This is a genomic window from Lentzea rhizosphaerae (assembly GCF_042649515.1).
GTDB lineage: Bacteria > Actinomycetota > Actinomycetes > Mycobacteriales > Pseudonocardiaceae > Lentzea > Lentzea aerocolonigenes.
Genome location: NZ_JBHRZI010000011.1, coordinates 1,378,297 through 1,392,552 on the forward strand (window position 1 = coordinate 1,378,297; position 14,256 = coordinate 1,392,552).

General features: G+C 69.2%; 13 protein-coding genes. 9 read left to right on the forward strand and 4 right to left on the reverse strand.

Going from position 1 to position 14,256, the window contains the following annotated elements; translation table 11 throughout:
• Positions 1-140: 140 nt before the first annotated feature.
• Positions 141-1,106 (reverse strand): esterase-like activity of phytase family protein, encoded by a 966-nt coding sequence (locus ACFOWZ_RS14365; RefSeq protein ID WP_382372431.1) that lies wholly within the window; start codon positions 1,104-1,106, stop codon positions 141-143.
• Between the two features lie 65 nt (positions 1,107-1,171).
• On the opposite strand from ACFOWZ_RS14365, the gene ACFOWZ_RS14370 reads away from it, so the two are divergent.
• A complete protein-coding gene (locus tag ACFOWZ_RS14370) occupies positions 1,172-1,576 on the forward strand; it encodes an SdpI family protein (protein WP_236703049.1) in 405 nt (134 codons plus the stop codon).
• A gap of 18 nt (positions 1,577-1,594) precedes the next feature.
• Here ACFOWZ_RS14370 and ACFOWZ_RS14375 read toward each other — a convergent pair whose 3' ends face one another.
• A complete protein-coding gene (locus ACFOWZ_RS14375) occupies positions 1,595-2,167 on the reverse strand; it encodes a YqgE/AlgH family protein (protein WP_030465643.1) in 573 nt (190 codons plus the stop codon).
• Between the two features lie 237 nt (positions 2,168-2,404).
• Between ACFOWZ_RS14375 and ACFOWZ_RS14380 the strand changes: the two genes are divergently transcribed.
• A complete protein-coding gene (locus tag ACFOWZ_RS14380; protein ID WP_382372434.1) occupies positions 2,405-3,745 on the forward strand; it encodes an MFS transporter in 1,341 nt (446 codons plus the stop codon).
• Here the strand turns inward: ACFOWZ_RS14380 and ACFOWZ_RS14385 are convergent.
• Positions 3,674-3,928, reverse strand: coding sequence for a LuxR C-terminal-related transcriptional regulator (locus ACFOWZ_RS14385; protein ID WP_382372436.1), 255 nt, complete (start codon positions 3,926-3,928; stop codon positions 3,674-3,676). The genes ACFOWZ_RS14380 and ACFOWZ_RS14385 overlap by 72 nt on opposite strands.
• 85 nt (positions 3,929-4,013) lie before the next feature.
• Positions 4,014-5,450 carry a CCA tRNA nucleotidyltransferase gene (locus tag ACFOWZ_RS14390; RefSeq protein WP_382372438.1) on the reverse strand — a complete coding sequence of 479 codons (1,437 nt, stop codon included), beginning with the start codon at positions 5,448-5,450 and terminating at the stop codon, positions 4,014-4,016.
• Positions 5,451-5,492: 42 nt separating this feature from the next.
• Here ACFOWZ_RS14390 and ACFOWZ_RS14395 point away from each other — a divergent pair, with 42 nt between their 5' ends.
• The 7 genes from ACFOWZ_RS14395 to trxB all read left to right on the forward strand — a co-directional run bounded on the left by ACFOWZ_RS14395 (position 5,493) and on the right by trxB (position 14,237).
• Entirely contained in the window at positions 5,493-6,008 is a 516-nt protein-coding gene (locus tag ACFOWZ_RS14395; protein WP_030465639.1) for an NUDIX hydrolase, read from the forward strand.
• Between the two features lie 2 nt (positions 6,009-6,010).
• Positions 6,011-8,305, forward strand: coding sequence for a DUF6049 family protein (locus ACFOWZ_RS14400; protein WP_382372694.1), 2,295 nt, complete (start codon positions 6,011-6,013; stop codon positions 8,303-8,305).
• The gene (murJ, locus tag ACFOWZ_RS14405; protein WP_382372440.1) at positions 8,302-9,951 is read left to right on the forward strand and encodes a murein biosynthesis integral membrane protein MurJ; all 1,650 of its coding nucleotides are present in this window, start codon (positions 8,302-8,304) and stop codon (positions 9,949-9,951) included. The genes ACFOWZ_RS14400 and murJ overlap by 4 nt, the downstream gene beginning before the upstream one ends.
• A gap of 37 nt (positions 9,952-9,988) precedes the next feature.
• Positions 9,989-11,509: a protein kinase family protein gene (locus ACFOWZ_RS14410; RefSeq protein WP_382372442.1), complete on the forward strand. Its 1,521-nt coding sequence runs from the start codon at positions 9,989-9,991 to the stop codon at positions 11,507-11,509.
• Positions 11,510-11,814: 305 nt separating this feature from the next.
• Complete coding sequence (gene sigM, locus ACFOWZ_RS14415; RefSeq protein ID WP_167976507.1) at positions 11,815-12,432, forward strand: RNA polymerase sigma factor SigM; 618 nt, start codon at positions 11,815-11,817, stop codon at positions 12,430-12,432.
• On the forward strand, positions 12,429-13,178 hold the full coding sequence (locus ACFOWZ_RS14420) for a hypothetical protein (RefSeq protein ID WP_382372445.1): 750 nt from the start codon (positions 12,429-12,431) through the stop codon (positions 13,176-13,178). Before sigM ends, ACFOWZ_RS14420 begins: the two co-directional genes overlap by 4 nt.
• A gap of 78 nt (positions 13,179-13,256) precedes the next feature.
• Entirely contained in the window at positions 13,257-14,237 is a 981-nt protein-coding gene (gene trxB, locus ACFOWZ_RS14425) for a thioredoxin-disulfide reductase (RefSeq protein WP_030465633.1), read from the forward strand.
• The last annotated feature ends 19 nt before the right edge of the window (positions 14,238-14,256 follow it).

Sequence of the window (14,256 nt, forward strand, 5' to 3'; positions counted from 1 at the left end):
TCTCACGTCTGTTCCTGCCCCTGACATGACGAAACCCCCAGCCCAGAGAGGGCATGGGGGCTGCCGCGCCGACCGTCTCGCGATCAGGTCTGCGCGGCTAGATAAGGAGCAGGCGGGCCGTGCTCATGTCGTCAACGGTATCAGCGCACCGCAAGCGCGATGAACTGGGTGACCTGGGTCGCGTTGAAGTTGTCGTCGGAGACCAGCCACAACGTGCCGTCGGGGCCCCAGGCCATGCCCTCCAGGTTGTCGACCTTGCTCACTGCGAAGGTGCCGATGTCGGCGAGCAGGTGCTTCCTGTTCTGCTGCGGCCGGTACTCGAACAGGCGGACCTCGTTGCCGAGCGTCGGGCTGAACGACCGTTCCAGCACCAGGTAGACGCCGGGCGACTTCTCCAGGATCGCCGTGACGCCGGTGCTCGCGTCCGGGGCGAACAGCGGTTCCTGCTGGTAGCGGTACTGGGCGACGACCTGGCCGGTGCGCGTCTCGACGACGACTCTGGACACCGCGCCCTTGGTCGTCGTCGCGGGCGGGCCGTCCTGCAGGAGCGGGCCTTCGACGGCGGTCACGACCAGGCTGCCGCCGAGCGCGAACGTGAGGCCTTCGAACGCCTGGTTCTGCCGAGGGCCGGACTCCGGCTTCATCTTGAGGTCGTCAGGTGTGGGCAGACCGCGCTCGAACGAGCCGTCCGGCCGGCTGAACTGCACCGACGGGTCGATGAGCGTGGTGGACGTGCGCTCGCCCTCCTGGCTCCACAGCAGGTCACCTGTCCACTTGTCGACACGGATGTCTTCCGGGTCGACGGTGCCGGGTGCGTACGGGCCGTTGGGTCCCACGAGAGAGTGGACATCGGTGAACTCGACGCCCTTGCGTGAGAGCTTGCCCTCGTAGAACCGGGGCGCCACGCGGTCGTCGCTGATCAGGATCCACTTGCCGGTGCGGCGGTCGTAGTCGAGGCCGGAGATGCCACCGACAGTCGTACCACCCACGACCAGGCCCTTCGGCACGACGTGTTCGGCGAGGAAGCGAACTTCGGGGTTGTGCGCCTGTGCGGGAGTCGCGCACAGACCGAGCAGCACGGGGACGAGCAGGAGTCGTCTGAGCATGGCGCACAGCACACCTGGCCGGGGTGACTGGCAGGTGAACTGAGGATCCGGCTTACCCTCATGGGGTGAACATCGTGCTGTCGGTCGTCCTGGGTCTGCTCGGCGTCGCTCTCGGCGCGGTTGGTCTGCTGGGTCTGCAGGGCAAGCTGCGGCGCAACCGCTTCGTCGGCGTGCGCACGGCGGCGGCTCTGCGCGACGAGGAGACGTTCGCCCTGGCCAACCGCGTCGCCGGGGTGCCGAACGTCGCGGCCGGTGCCGTGGCGATCGTGTCCGGCGCGATGTCGTTCGTGATGGCCGACCTGGCCGTCACCGCTGGGATCATCGGACTGGTCGGCGCGCTCGGCATCGCCTTCGCGGGCGGGATCGCGGGAAGCCGGGCGGCGGCGCTGGTGCCGGAGCCGGTCAAGCCCAAGGGCTGCGGTGGCTGCGCCTGCGGTGGTGGCGGCTGCTCCCCGCTCGCCGGGCTGTAGCCCGACGTTTCACGTGAATCAGTTCTCCCGAACGTCCTTGGGGTAGGTCGACAGCAGCGCCAGCGGCATGCCCTGTCGGCGCAGCACCCGGCCCCACAGGTCGACGTTCGCGCCCACCAGCACGTCGTCGGCCAGTCCTGTCACGACGATCCAGTCGCCGCGGTCGATCTCGTTCGCGAGCTGGCCCTCTCCCCACCCCGCGTAGCCCGCGAACACCCGCAGGCCGCGGACCAGCGGCATCAGGTCGTCCGGCTCGGCGTCCAGGTCGATCAACGCGACCGGGCCCTGCACTCCGACCAGGCCCTCCACCTTGGACGGGTCGGTGCCCGCCTTCAGGGCCGCCAGGCACAGCGCCGTCTTCTGCTCGACCGGGCCGCCGATGTAGATGCACTGCGGCTTCGTCACGTGCGAGCCCCACGGCGGCAGCACGTCGAGCACCGCCACCTCGGAGGGGCGGTTCAGGACGACGCCGAGGGTTCCCTCGGGGCGTTGGTCGATGATGTAGACGACGGTGCGCGTGAAGTTCGGGTCGTTCAGGCTCGGGGCGGCAACCAACAGGGAGCCTGGCTCGACCTCGGCATCGGGACGCACGTCACCATGAAATCATCCGTGATCGTCGGAACAACTCAGGGCCGCGCCCCGTTAGACTTAACTGTCGGATGTCTTTGTGTCCCCCGGGCTCAACAGACAACCGCCTTCGCGGAATACCGTACGGCTGGAGCCGCGTAGTGCACCGCGCCGTGAGGCGACCTGGCATCCGATCCAGGGGAGCCGGACCGTGAGGTCCGGCTTTCGTGGTTTTCACGGCACCGCGCATAGAGTGCAACGGTGACAACGGTTGCGGTGGAGAAGCACCACTGGGGATCACGCCGGTTCCTCGGCATCCCCGAGTACCGCAGACTCCTCGCGACCCGCCTCGCCTCGCAGTGGGGCGACGGACTCTTCCAGGCCGGGCTCGCCGGCGCTGTGCTCTTCAACCCCGAACGACAGGCCGATCCGCTGGCCATCGCGGCCGGGTTCGCGGTGCTCCTGCTGCCGTACTCGCTCGTCGGACCGTTCACGGGCGCGCTGCTCGACCGGTGGGACCGCAAGAAGGTCATCGTCGTCGCGAACGTCGCGCGCGCCACGTTCGTCCTGCTCACGGCCGCGGCGGTCGGGGCGGGGCTGAGCGGGCTGCCGCTCTACGTGTCCGCCCTCGTCGTCATGGGCATCGGCCGGTTCGTCGGGTCGGGGCTGAGCGCGTCGCTGCCGCACGTCGTTCCCGAGGATCACCTGGTCGAGGCGAACGCGCTGGCCACGACGGCCGGGGCGATCATGGCCGTGATCGGTGCCGCGTGCGCGATCGGGTTCCGCACGATCCTCGGTGCCGGGGACGGCGGCTCGGGGTGGACCACGAGCATCGCCGTCGTCGGGCTGCTGCTCGGCGCGTTCATCGCCAGCCGGTTCAGGGCGGGCGTGCTCGGGCCGGACGAGGTCGACGAGCCGCACAACGCGTTCAAGGCCGTCGCGCGCGGTCTGCTGGACGGCGGCAAGGCCACCCTGCACACCCCGAGCGTCACGGCCGGGCTCGCGGCACTGCTCGCGCACCGCGCCGGGTTCGCCATCAGCCTGATGGTCACGCTGCTGCTGATGCGCTACAGCCTCGAGGACGTCGGCATCCTCAAGGCCGGCATCGGCGGGCTCGGCGAGGTCGCCGTCGCGGGCGGTGCGGGCATCCTGCTCGCAGGCGTCCTGACCGACCGCATCGTCGACAGGTTCGGCACCTCCCGCACGATCTGCGGCGCGTTGATCCTCGCCGCCGTCGCACAGGTCGGGCTCGGGTTGCCGATGACGCTGCCGACCATCCTGATGGCCGGTTTCGTGGTCATCTTCGCCGGTCAGGTCGTCAAGCTCTGCGTGGACACCGCGGTGCAGCACGACGTCGGCGACGAGGTGCGCGGCCGGGTCTTCGCCCTCTACGACACCCTCTTCAACGTCACGCAGGTCACCGCGGTGACCATCACCGCGACGGTGGTCCCCCTGCACGGGCGCTCGCCCGGCCTCATCATCACCGCCGCCGTCCTCTACCTGATCGGCGTGGGCGCCTACCTGCTGCTCCTAGCGCGGAAACGGCAGGTGCAGCATTCCGGCCTCGTGCGCGAAGACGACAGCGGCCACCCGGTCGGTTAGATCCAGTCGCCGCAGGATCTCCGCCACCTCGTCGGCCACCCGTTGCTGTGCGAAACCGAGCACGCGCGCGATCTCGTGGTCGGCGTGACCTCGCGCGAGACACCTCAGCACGGCCCGTTGGTCGTCGGTCAGCACGCCCAGGTCGTTTGCGGCAGGACCAGCGGAAAGTCCCCAAGTGAACATCTGCATCACCCCCATGAGCAGTACCCATGGTGCCTCCCCGCGCTGACGCTTCGCTAACGCGGGGATTCCATTCGCTCACGATGAGTCACGAAGCAGGTGGTGTGATGCCCTGCTCGCGTGCCCAGCCGAGCAACGCGGCCTCGGCCTCGTCGCGGTCCAGCGGCCCCTTGTCGAGCCTGAGCTCCTTGAGGAACTTCCACGCGGCACCGACCTGCGGGCCCGGCGGAAGGCCGAGCAACTTCATGATCTCGTTGCCGTCGAGGTCCGGCCGTACGCGTGCGAGGTCCTCTTCGGCCGCAATGCGCGCGATGCGCTCCTCAAGAGAGTCGTACGTCCGGCGCAGCAAGTTCGCCTTGCGCTTGTTCCTGGTCGTGCAGTCGGCACGGACGAGCTTGTGCAGGCGAGTCAGCAGGTCACCCGCGTCGGTCACGTACCGGCGCACGGCCGAGTCGGTCCACTCGCCGTTGCCGTAGCCGTGGAAGCGCAGGTGGAGGTAGACGAGCTTGGCGACGTCCTCGGTGATCTCCTTCGAGTACCGCAACGCCCGCAAGCGCTTGCGGACCATCTTCGCGCCCACGACCTCGTGGTGGTGGAACGAGACGCCGCCGCCGGGCTCGAACTTCCTGGTCGCCGGCTTGCCGATGTCGTGCAGGAGGGCCGCGATCCGGAGCACCAGATCGGGTGAATGATCAACATCTTCAAGATCAATTGCCTGCTCGAGCACAACCAGCGAGTGGTGGAAGACGTCCTTGTGCTGATGGTGTTCGTCGATTTCCAGCTTCATGGCCGTGAGCTCTGGCAACACGATGTCTGCCAGGCCGGTCTCGACCATGAGCTCGATGCCGCGGCGCGGGTGCGCGCCGCACAGGAGCTTCGAGAGCTCGACCTGCACGCGCTCCGGCGTGATGCGGGTGAGTTCGCCTGCCATCGACCGCATCGCCTCGACCACCCGCGGCGCCGCGGTGAAGCCGAGCTGGGAGACGAACCGCGCGGCGCGCAGCATGCGCAACGGGTCGTCGCCGAACGACTCCTGCGGGGTCGCCGGCGTGTCCAGCACGCCGTCACGGGCGGCCTGCAGGCCTCCGGTCGGGTCCACGAACTCGCGGGCCGCGATGTCGAACGCCATCGCGTTGACCGTGAAGTCGCGGCGGACCAGGTCGCCGTCGATGGTGTCGCCGAACGTCACGTCGGGGTTGCGGGTGACACCGTCGTAGACGTCCGCGCGGAAGGTCGTGATCTCGATGATCTCGCCCTTCTTGGACGCACCGACCGTGCCGAACGCGATGCCGGTGTCCCACTGCGCGTCGGCCCAGCCGCTCAGCAGCTTCTGGATCTCGGCAGGCCGGGCGTCCGTGGTGAAGTCGAAGTCGTTCGTCGGGCGGCCCAGCACGGCGTCGCGCACACTGCCACCTACGAGGTAGAGGCGCTTGCCCTCGGCGGTGAACCGAGCGGCGAGCTCAGCGACGACTGGTGTGATGGCGGGCTGTTCCACCACCGCATTCTGCTGGAGCGATCGAGACACGAGAAACCAGCGTACTTAAGGTTCGTAAGTACGATCGGCCGTATGCCCCCGTCAGCCGCACGTTCCCCAGCTCCCAAGCCGGGGCGCAGGAAGAGGCGCCGGGGCCGGAGGCTCAAGACCGTCGACGAGACGTCGGCGGGTGGCCTGGTGCTCGACGGTGAGCAACGGGCGGCGGTGATCGGAAGACTTGACCGGCGAGGCCGGTTGCTGTGGTCTTTGCCCAAGGGTCACATCGAGGCCGGCGAGACCGCGGAACAGACCGCGGTGCGTGAGGTCGCCGAGGAGACCGGTATTCATAGCAGGGTGCTGCGCCCGTTGGGGTCGATCGACTACTGGTTCGTCGCTGACGACCGCCGGGTGCACAAGACGGTTCACCACTTCCTCCTCGAAGCGCTGGGGGGAGAGCTTTCCGACGAAGACGTGGAGGTCACCGAGGTGGCGTGGGTGCCACTCGGCGAGCTGGACGAGCGACTCGCGTATGCCGATGAGCGCCGTCTGGTCCGCCGAGCAGCCGAACTGCTCGCCGACCGCTGCCGGAACGGGGCGGAGTCGGCGTGACCATGAGGAAGCTCGTCTGCACAGCCGCTGTCGCCGCGTTCATGCTGACCGCCGCGGCACCCGCACTCGCAGTTGAGCAGGATCAACCGGAACAGGTCGACGCGCTGCCGTTCATGCCGGCGCCCGCCACCCAGGTGTGGGCGACCAGAACGCTCGCGGCCCAGCCCGGCCAGCAGCAGCAGACTTTCCTGCGGCTCGACATCGCCCAGCTCACCCCCCGGTTCGTGACGACGGACTCCCCGGCCACCGTCAAGATCACCGGAAAGATCGTCAACGTCGGCGACCGCAAGGTGTCCGACATCGTGCTGCGACTGGAGCGCGGCGAGCCGCTCGACACCGAGGACGACCTGCGCAAGGCCCTGAAGGAGCCCGCGGCCGCCGAGGCCGTGCAACCCAGGTTCACCAAGGTCTCCGACGCGCTCGAGCCCGGCCAGCAGACCGACTTCACCCTCGAAGTGCCGCTGCGCGGCGACCAGATGACCTCGCTCGCGGTCGAGAAGCCGGGCATCTACCCGATCCTCGCCAACGTCAACGGCAAGCCGGACTACGGCGGCCAGGCGCGGCTCGCGGCGCTGTCGACGCTGCTGCCCGTGCTCGGCGTGCCCGGCGGCGAGACCAAGGGCAAGGCGGGCGCGCCGGCGAAGCTCACCGTGCTGTGGCCGATCTCGGACCGGCCGAGGCTCGTCAGGTTCGTCGAGGACGGCAAGTCCGAGCTGACCGACGACGAGCTCGCCACGTCGCTCTCGGTCAACGGCAGGCTGTACGGCCTGCTCCAGGCCTACGAGCAGGCGATCCCGTCGATGAGCACGGCCATGTGCCTGGCGATCGACCCCGACCTGCTGCGCACCGTCCAGGCCATGAGCAAGGGCTACGAGGTCCGCGGCGGCGGCGAGGGCAAGGGCCAGGTCGAGGCCGAGCTCTGGCTGGACCGGCTCAACTTCGCCGTCAAGGGTCGCTGTGTCGTCGCACTGCCGTACGCCGACGCCGACCTCGTGGCGTTGAACAGGGCGAAGCTCGCCAACATGCGCGCGCTCGCGGTGACCGACGGCCCGAAGCTCATCCAGGACGTGCTGTCCGTGCGGCCGCTGCCCGACCTGGTGTGGCCTGAGGACGGTGTGCTGGACCAGCCGACGTTCGACGAGCTGGCCACGCCGCTGCCGGACAAGAAGTACACCGGTGTGAAGTCGCTGCTGCTCGATCCGACCGGCCTCGCCGACGCGCCGGGCACCGCGCCCGTCGGCATCGCCGGTGAGCACCCGGTGACCGCCGTGAAGATCGACTCGATGGTCTCCGACGCGCTGCAGGGCAGTGACTCCCGCCCGCGGACGTTGTCGGGCGTGACCGCGCCGTTCGAGAACCAGCCGGTGTCCGTGCAGAACGCACTGGCCGTGCTGGTGTTCCGCGCCGGGTGGCAGGGCGACGGCCGCAACGTGGTGGTCGCGCCGCCGCGCCGGTGGAACGCGCCGCTGCCGGAGATGACCGAGTTCCTGACCGCGGCCCAGAAGCTGCTGGGCGGCGGCTACGCGGCGCAGACGGGGCTCGAGGAGCTGACGTCCTCGACGCCGACGGTGACCAACGCCAAGATCACCTACCCGCCGGAGGCCGGTGCGCGGGAGATCTCGCCGGTCATCGCCGACTCCGTGACCACCCAGAGCGTGGAGCTCAACGGCCTGGTCGCGGCCATGCAGCAGGAGGACAGCGAGCACGCCTCGCCGTCCGACCTGGCAGACCCGCTGTGGCTCGGCCTGCTGCGCGCGATGTCCGGCGCGTGGCGGTCGAACGAGCAGGGCGCCCGGTCCGCGGCCGAGATCAGCCAGGGCGAGCTGAACCAGCTCACCGGCATGATCGGCGTGACGCAGCCGAACAGCCCGATCCTGCTCGGCTCGGGCGACAGCCCGATCCCGGTCACGATCACGAACAAGCTCGACGTCCGGGTGACCGTGCGGATCGTGCTGGAGGACACTCCGGGCATCCGCAAGCTCGACCTCGCTGACCAGGTGCTTCCCGCCCGCGGCGAACGCGTCGTGCGGGTGCCGGTCGAGGTGCTGCGCTCTGGCCGCTTCCCCGTGAACGTCCGGCTGACCACTCCCGAGGGCGTCGCTCTCGGTGACGCTGTCAAGCTGGAGGTGTCGTCTTCCGCCTACGGCACCATCACGGTCATCATCACCGTGATCGCCGGGATCGCGCTCGTCCTGCTTTCGGGGCGGCGCATCTACAAGCGGGTCCGCGCCCGCAACGGCGAGGGCGGCGACGCACCGACCATCGAGAACGTGACACCGGAGAAGTCGAGCGCGTGAGCGAGACAGCCACGACCACCGAGCCAGAGCAGCAGAAGCAGGCACCGTCAGTCGCGAAGGCCAGCGGCTCGATGGCGATCGCGACGATCGTCAGCCGTGCCACCGGCCTGCTGTCGAAAGTCCTGTTGATCGCGGTGATCGGCGCCGAGACGCTCGGTGACTCGTACCAGGCGGCGTCGACGCTGCCCACCATGATCAACGAGCTGCTCCTCGGCGGCATCCTGACCAGCGTGGCGATTCCGCTGCTGGTCCGCGCCGAGAAGGAGGACGGCGACGGCGGTGAGTCGTACGCCCAGTGGCTGATCACCATGGGCACGCTGATCCTCGGCATCGGCACGGTCCTCGCCATGGCGTGCGCGCCGTTGCTGACCGACCTCTACATCTCCGACGACGGCGACGCGAACGCCGCCCTGGTCACCGCGTTCGCGTATCTGGTGCTGCCGGGCATCGTGTTCTACGGCCTGACGGCGCTGCTCAGCGCCGTGCTGAACGCACGGCACGTGTTCGGCATCCCCACGTGGGCGCCGGTGCTGAACAACCTCGTCGTGATCGTCGTCCTGGTCGTCTACGCGTTGCTGCCGGGCGAGCTCACCCTCAACCCGGTCCGCATGACCGACGCGCACCTGCTGGTGCTCGGCCTGGGCACCGCCCTCGGTGTGGCGGTGCAGGCGTCCGTGCTGTTCCCCGCACTGAAGAAGACCGGGTTCAAGTTCAAGTGGCGGTTCGGCTGGGACTCGCGCCTGTCGGAGTTCGGCGGGCTCGCGTTCTGGGTGCTGCTCTACGTCGCGCTCGGCCTGGCCAGCATGACGGTGCTGACGAACGTGTCGACGAGCGCCAAGGGCACGCTGACGGCGTTCAACTACCAGTGGCTGATCGCCCAGGTGCCCTACGGCGTGCTCGGTGTCTCGCTGCTCACCGCCCTGATGCCGAAGATGAGCAGGGCGGCCGCGCACAACGACAACGAGTCGATCGTGCGCGACCTGCTGTTCGGCAACCGCATGTCGGCGATCCTGCTGATGCCGTTCAGCGCCCTGATGACGGTGTCCGGCCTGTCGATCGGCCTCGCGGCGTTCGCCTGGGGCAACTCGGGCGTCGTGGGCGGCACGAGGATCGGTCTCGCGCTCGCGCTCTCGGCGTTCGGCCTCGTGCCGTACGCGATCACGCTGCTGCAGCTGCGCGTCTTCTACGCGATGAAGGACGCACGCACACCGACGTTGATCCAGGCGTTGATCGTGGCGGTCCGGATCGGGCTGCTCTACCTGTTCCTCGCGGTGTCCGCGCCGGGTGACGCCTCCCAGCTCGCCGTCGGCGTGTCGCTCGCGATGTCGCTCAGCTTCGTCTTCGGCGCGGTCGTCGGTCAGGTGTGGCTGCGGATCCGCCTCGGCCGCCTGCGCACGGGCTTCACCATCTGGACCGTCTGCCTCACCGTCGTGGCGTCCTCGCTGGCGTTCGGGGTGGCGAAGGGCGTGAACTGGCTGGTCCTGGGCGCGATCGGGTCCATCGACCCGGTTGTAGCCGCTTGGATCGAGGTCATCCTGGTGACGTTGATCGGTTTGCCGCTCTCGTTCGGCCTTTTGGCGGCGTTCCGGGTACCCGAGATGAAGCCGGCGATCGACAAGATCAACCGTTTGGTGCGGCGGCGGTGACTCCGCCCCGTGAGCGTCGTCCCGTACCCTCGTCTCCGTGAGTAGCGGAGTTCACGCCGCCCTGGTCCCCGGCGGCGTCATCGGCAACGGCCGGTACCGGCTGCTCGCGAAATCAGGCGCCGACGCCAGGTCCAACGCCGAGTTGTGGCGCGCGAGGGACGGTCAGCTCAACCGCGACGTGGCACTCACCGTGCTGCTGGGCGACCTGGCGGACAACGAAGGCGCTGCCAGAGCCCGCCGGACGGTCGAACGCGCGATGCACGCGTCGTCGTTCACGCACCCCGGCGTGTCCAGGGTCATCGACGTCCTCACGCCCGGCACCGGCATCCGCCCGGACGAGGGCATCCTCGGCATGGTCGTCGCCGAGTGGACCCAGGGCACCGACCTGATGGACCTCATCGCGGAGGGCCCGCTGCCGGCGGGCGCCGCGACCCGCCTGCTCGAACCGCTGGGCGCCGCCATCGAGGGCGCGCACCACGCCGGTCTCGTGCTCGGCGCCGACCACCCGCAACGCATCAGGGTCACCTCGGACGGCCGCCTGCGCCTCGCGTTCCCCGGTCCTAGGCCGGACGCGATCGCGCGCGACGACGTCAAGGGCCTCGGCGCGATCCTGTACCTGCTGCTCACCGGCCGGTGGGCGCTGCCGGGCGGCCCGCAGGGAGTCCCGGTCGCTCCGACCGGCCCGGACGGGTCCGTGGTCGCACCGAACGCGTTGCACCCGTACCTGCCGCACGAGCTGTCGTCGGTCGCCGTGCGTTCGCTGGAGGACACGTCGGTCGGCGGCATCCGTACGTCCGCGGCGATCCTGCAGGTCCTCGACCAGATCGCGGCAGAGGAGGCCGAGACCTCGCTCATCCCGGCCGTGGGGGCGTCACGCGATGACGACGACGACCAGGTCGTGTGGACGACACAGCGCCCGAGGCAGGACAAGCAACAGAAGAAGAAGCTGTGGATCAGCGTCGCGGTGCTCGCCGCCGCCACGCTCGCCGTGATCGTGTGGCTGAGCGTGCAGATCGTCGGGTTCTTCAGCGACGAGCCGTCCAAGGGCGGCGGCCCGACCGTGGTGATCAACCAGCCGGGGTCGAACGGCCAGACCGCGCCACCGCCGGTGGCCGCCGGACCGGTGGCGCCGGGTCAGATCGGCGTCTACGACGTCACGAACCAGCCCGACAACGCGAACCAGGCGAGCAGGGCGGTCGACAACAACGCGAGCACGTTCTGGCGGACGGACAACTACTTCCAGCAGTTCCCGGCCATGAAGCCGGGCATCGGGCTGATGGCGTCGTTCGCTGAGCCGGTGAAGCTCGCGTCCGTCACGATCACCTCACCCAGCAAGGGCACGCACGTCGAGATCCGGGTGGCGTCGTCGCAGGACGCGCCGCTGGAGGAGACCAAGGTCATCGGGGTCGCGGACCTGTCGGACGGGCAGACGCAGATCCAGCTCAACGACCACGAGCCGACCGGTCACGTGCTGATCTGGATCACGCAGCTGACGAGCCCGGGTGGCGGCAAGAACCAGTCGGAGATCCGCGAAGTCCTGTACACGCGCGCTCAGTGAGTGCACGCGGGGAGCTTCCGTTCGCTCTGACGACACGCGGGGCCCCCGCGTACTGCAGGAGAGTACGAAAGCTCCCCGCGTACTCCGGCGCCGCGAGCCCCGTAGAACTACCGCCTCACTCCGGTTAGACCTGTCCGGGTGACGCGAGGTCGTGTCGGTCGTCCGGTCAACCGCTCGTGCCGAAATCGGCGAAGCCCATTTCGGTGCGGGCGATTCGGCCGGACGACCGACTTCTCGACGACCTCGCCGCCGTCTCCGAAGGAGCGGCCGACAACGCTGTGATCACGCTCGCTAAAGTGCTGCCCGTGACCGCCGCAGCCAGCTCGGACGCCGACCTCATCTCGGCCCACGCCGCAGGTGACCCCTACGCGTTCTCGGAGCTGGTGAAACGGCACCGCGACCGGATGTGGGCGGTGGCGTTGCGGACGCTGCGGGACCCGGAGGAGGCCGCGGACGCTCTCCAGGAGGCGTTCATCTCGGCCTTCCGGGCGGCGTCGTCGTTCCGCGCTGAGTCACAGGTCACCACCTGGCTTCACCGGATCGTGGTCAACGCGTGCCTCGACCGGATGAGACGACGACAAACAAGGCCGACAGTGCCGTTGCCCGAGGCCGGTCCCGGCGAACCCGTCGCTCCCCGTGACGCGATGAGCGACCGGGAGACCAGCCTGATGGTGCAGCAGGCGTTGATGGAGCTGCCGGAGGAGCAGCGGGCGCCCATCGTGCTCGTCGACGTCGAGGGCTATTCCGTCGCGGAGACGGCGCAGCTCCTGGGCATCGCGGAAGGCACGGTCAAGAGCCGGTGTGCGCGAGGTCGCGCCAAGCTCGCCAAAGTTCTCGGGCACCTCAGGAACCGAATCGCAGATGCGAACGTCCCAGCTGACGGTGTGAATGTGCAAGAGCAACGTCAGTGGGAGGGCCGATGACCGGCATGGAGCGCGTGCCGATGGGTCCGCCGTGGTCTGTGGACCTCATCGCGGATCTGCACGCGGGCGTGCTGCCCCCTGAGGTCGCCGCACAGCTGCGTCCGAGGGTCGAGGCCGACCCCGAGGCCGTGGAGATCCTGCAGGCGCTGGACGCGACGCTGGAGGACCTGCACGCGCTGCCGCCGATCCCGATGCCCGACCACGTCGCGGCACGGATCGACGCCGCTCTCGCCGCCGAGGCCCGCCCGGCCGCGCCCGTCGTGTCGCTGGACGAGGCCCGCAAGCGCCGCAACCGCCGGCTCGGCCTGGGTGGTGCCGGCGTGCTGGTCGCGGCCGCTGCCGCGTTCGGCGTCGTCCTGGCCGTGTCGCCGGGCACGCAGAAGTCCACGGACAACGCCGCTCAGCCCACACCCACGACGTCGTCCGCTCCCGGCAACGCCGCCCCTCCGCTCGCCGTGAAGGGCGACGACCTGGGCTCGGTGTTCGGCGAGGTCCTCAAGGCGCAGAACTACGGCCCGCTGGAGACGCCCGACCGGCTGGCGGGGTGTCTGAAGGGCGGTGGCATCACGAGCACGTCCAAGCCGCTCGGCATCAGCCCGATCACCCTCAAGGGCAAGGAGGCCGTGATGGCGATCCTCCCCGGTGGGGCGGTGGGGCAGTTCCGCCTGGTCGTGCTGGATCCGGACACCTGCGGACCGGACAAGCCCCAGGGCGTCCTGGCGGACAACACCATCAAGCCGAGGTAGTCGCTCAAGTCACGGAATTAGCTGCACCTACGATCCGTTGAGCCAGTCAGACGACGAGATCGAGGAGTTGCTGGGGCCGTGAGCGTGCGCAACGTGATCATCATCGGATCGGGGCCTGCGGGCTACACCGCGGCGGTCTACGCCGCCCGCGCGCAGCTCGAACCCCTGGTCTTCGAGGGCTCGCAGTACGGCGGTGCCCTGATGACGACGACCGAGGTCGAGAACTACCCGGGCTTCCGCGACGGCATCATGGGCCCTGAGCTCATGGAGCAGATGCGCGAGCAGGCGCAGCGCTTCGGTGCCGAGCTGCGGGCCGAGGACGTCGAGTCCGTCGAACTGACCGGCGAGATCAAGAAGGTCGTCGCGAACGGCGTCGAGTACTCCGCCCGCGCGGTCATCCTCGCGATGGGTGCGGCGGCGCGGTACCTGAACATCCCCGGCGAGCAGGAGCTGCTCGGCCGCGGTGTCTCGGCCTGTGCCACGTGTGACGGCTTCTTCTTCCGCGACCACGACATCGCGGTCGTCGGCGGCGGCGACACGGCCATGGAGGAGGCGACGTTCCTGACGCGCTTCGCCAAGTCGGTCACCGTCATCCACCGCCGTGAGGAGTTCCGCGCCTCCAAGGTCATGCTCGAGCGCGCCCGCGCCAACGAGAAGATCAAGTGGCAGCTGAACACCCAGGTCACCGACGTGCTGGGTGACGGCACCGTGTCCTCGATCAAGGTCAAGGACACCCAGACCGGCGCCGAGTCCGAGCTGCCCGTCACCGGCTTCTTCCTGGCGATCGGCCACGACCCGCGCTCGGCGCTGGTCAAGGGCCAGGTCGACCTCGACGAGGAGGGCTACGTCCTGACCAAGGGCAAGACCTCGTACACGAACCTGGACGGCGTGTTCGCCGCCGGTGACCTCGTCGACCACGAGTACCGCCAGGCCATCACGGCCGCCGGCTCCGGCTGCAGCGCCGCGATCGACGCGGAACGGTGGCTCGCCGAGCACGGCGAGGAGCACGCCGAGATCGCGGCAGAGGCCGTCGGTGGCGGCTACGGCAAGAGCAACTGAAGTTTCTGCGATTTAGGGA

Excerpts from the sequence above, each read along its gene's own strand:
- ACFOWZ_RS14420 (WP_382372445.1), top strand. The coding sequence starts at position 12,429 with ATGACCGGCATGGAGCGCGTGCCGATGGGTCCGCCGTGGTCTGTGGAC.
- ACFOWZ_RS14395 (WP_030465639.1), top strand. The coding sequence starts at position 5,493 with ATGCCCCCGTCAGCCGCACGTTCCCCAGCTCCCAAGCCGGGGCGCAGG.
- ACFOWZ_RS14365 (WP_382372431.1), bottom strand. The coding sequence starts at position 1,106 with ATGCTCAGACGACTCCTGCTCGTCCCCGTGCTGCTCGGTCTGTGCGCG.
- ACFOWZ_RS14400 (WP_382372694.1), top strand. The coding sequence starts at position 6,011 with ATGAGGAAGCTCGTCTGCACAGCCGCTGTCGCCGCGTTCATGCTGACC.
- ACFOWZ_RS14385 (WP_382372436.1), bottom strand. The coding sequence starts at position 3,928 with ATGTTCACTTGGGGACTTTCCGCTGGTCCTGCCGCAAACGACCTGGGC.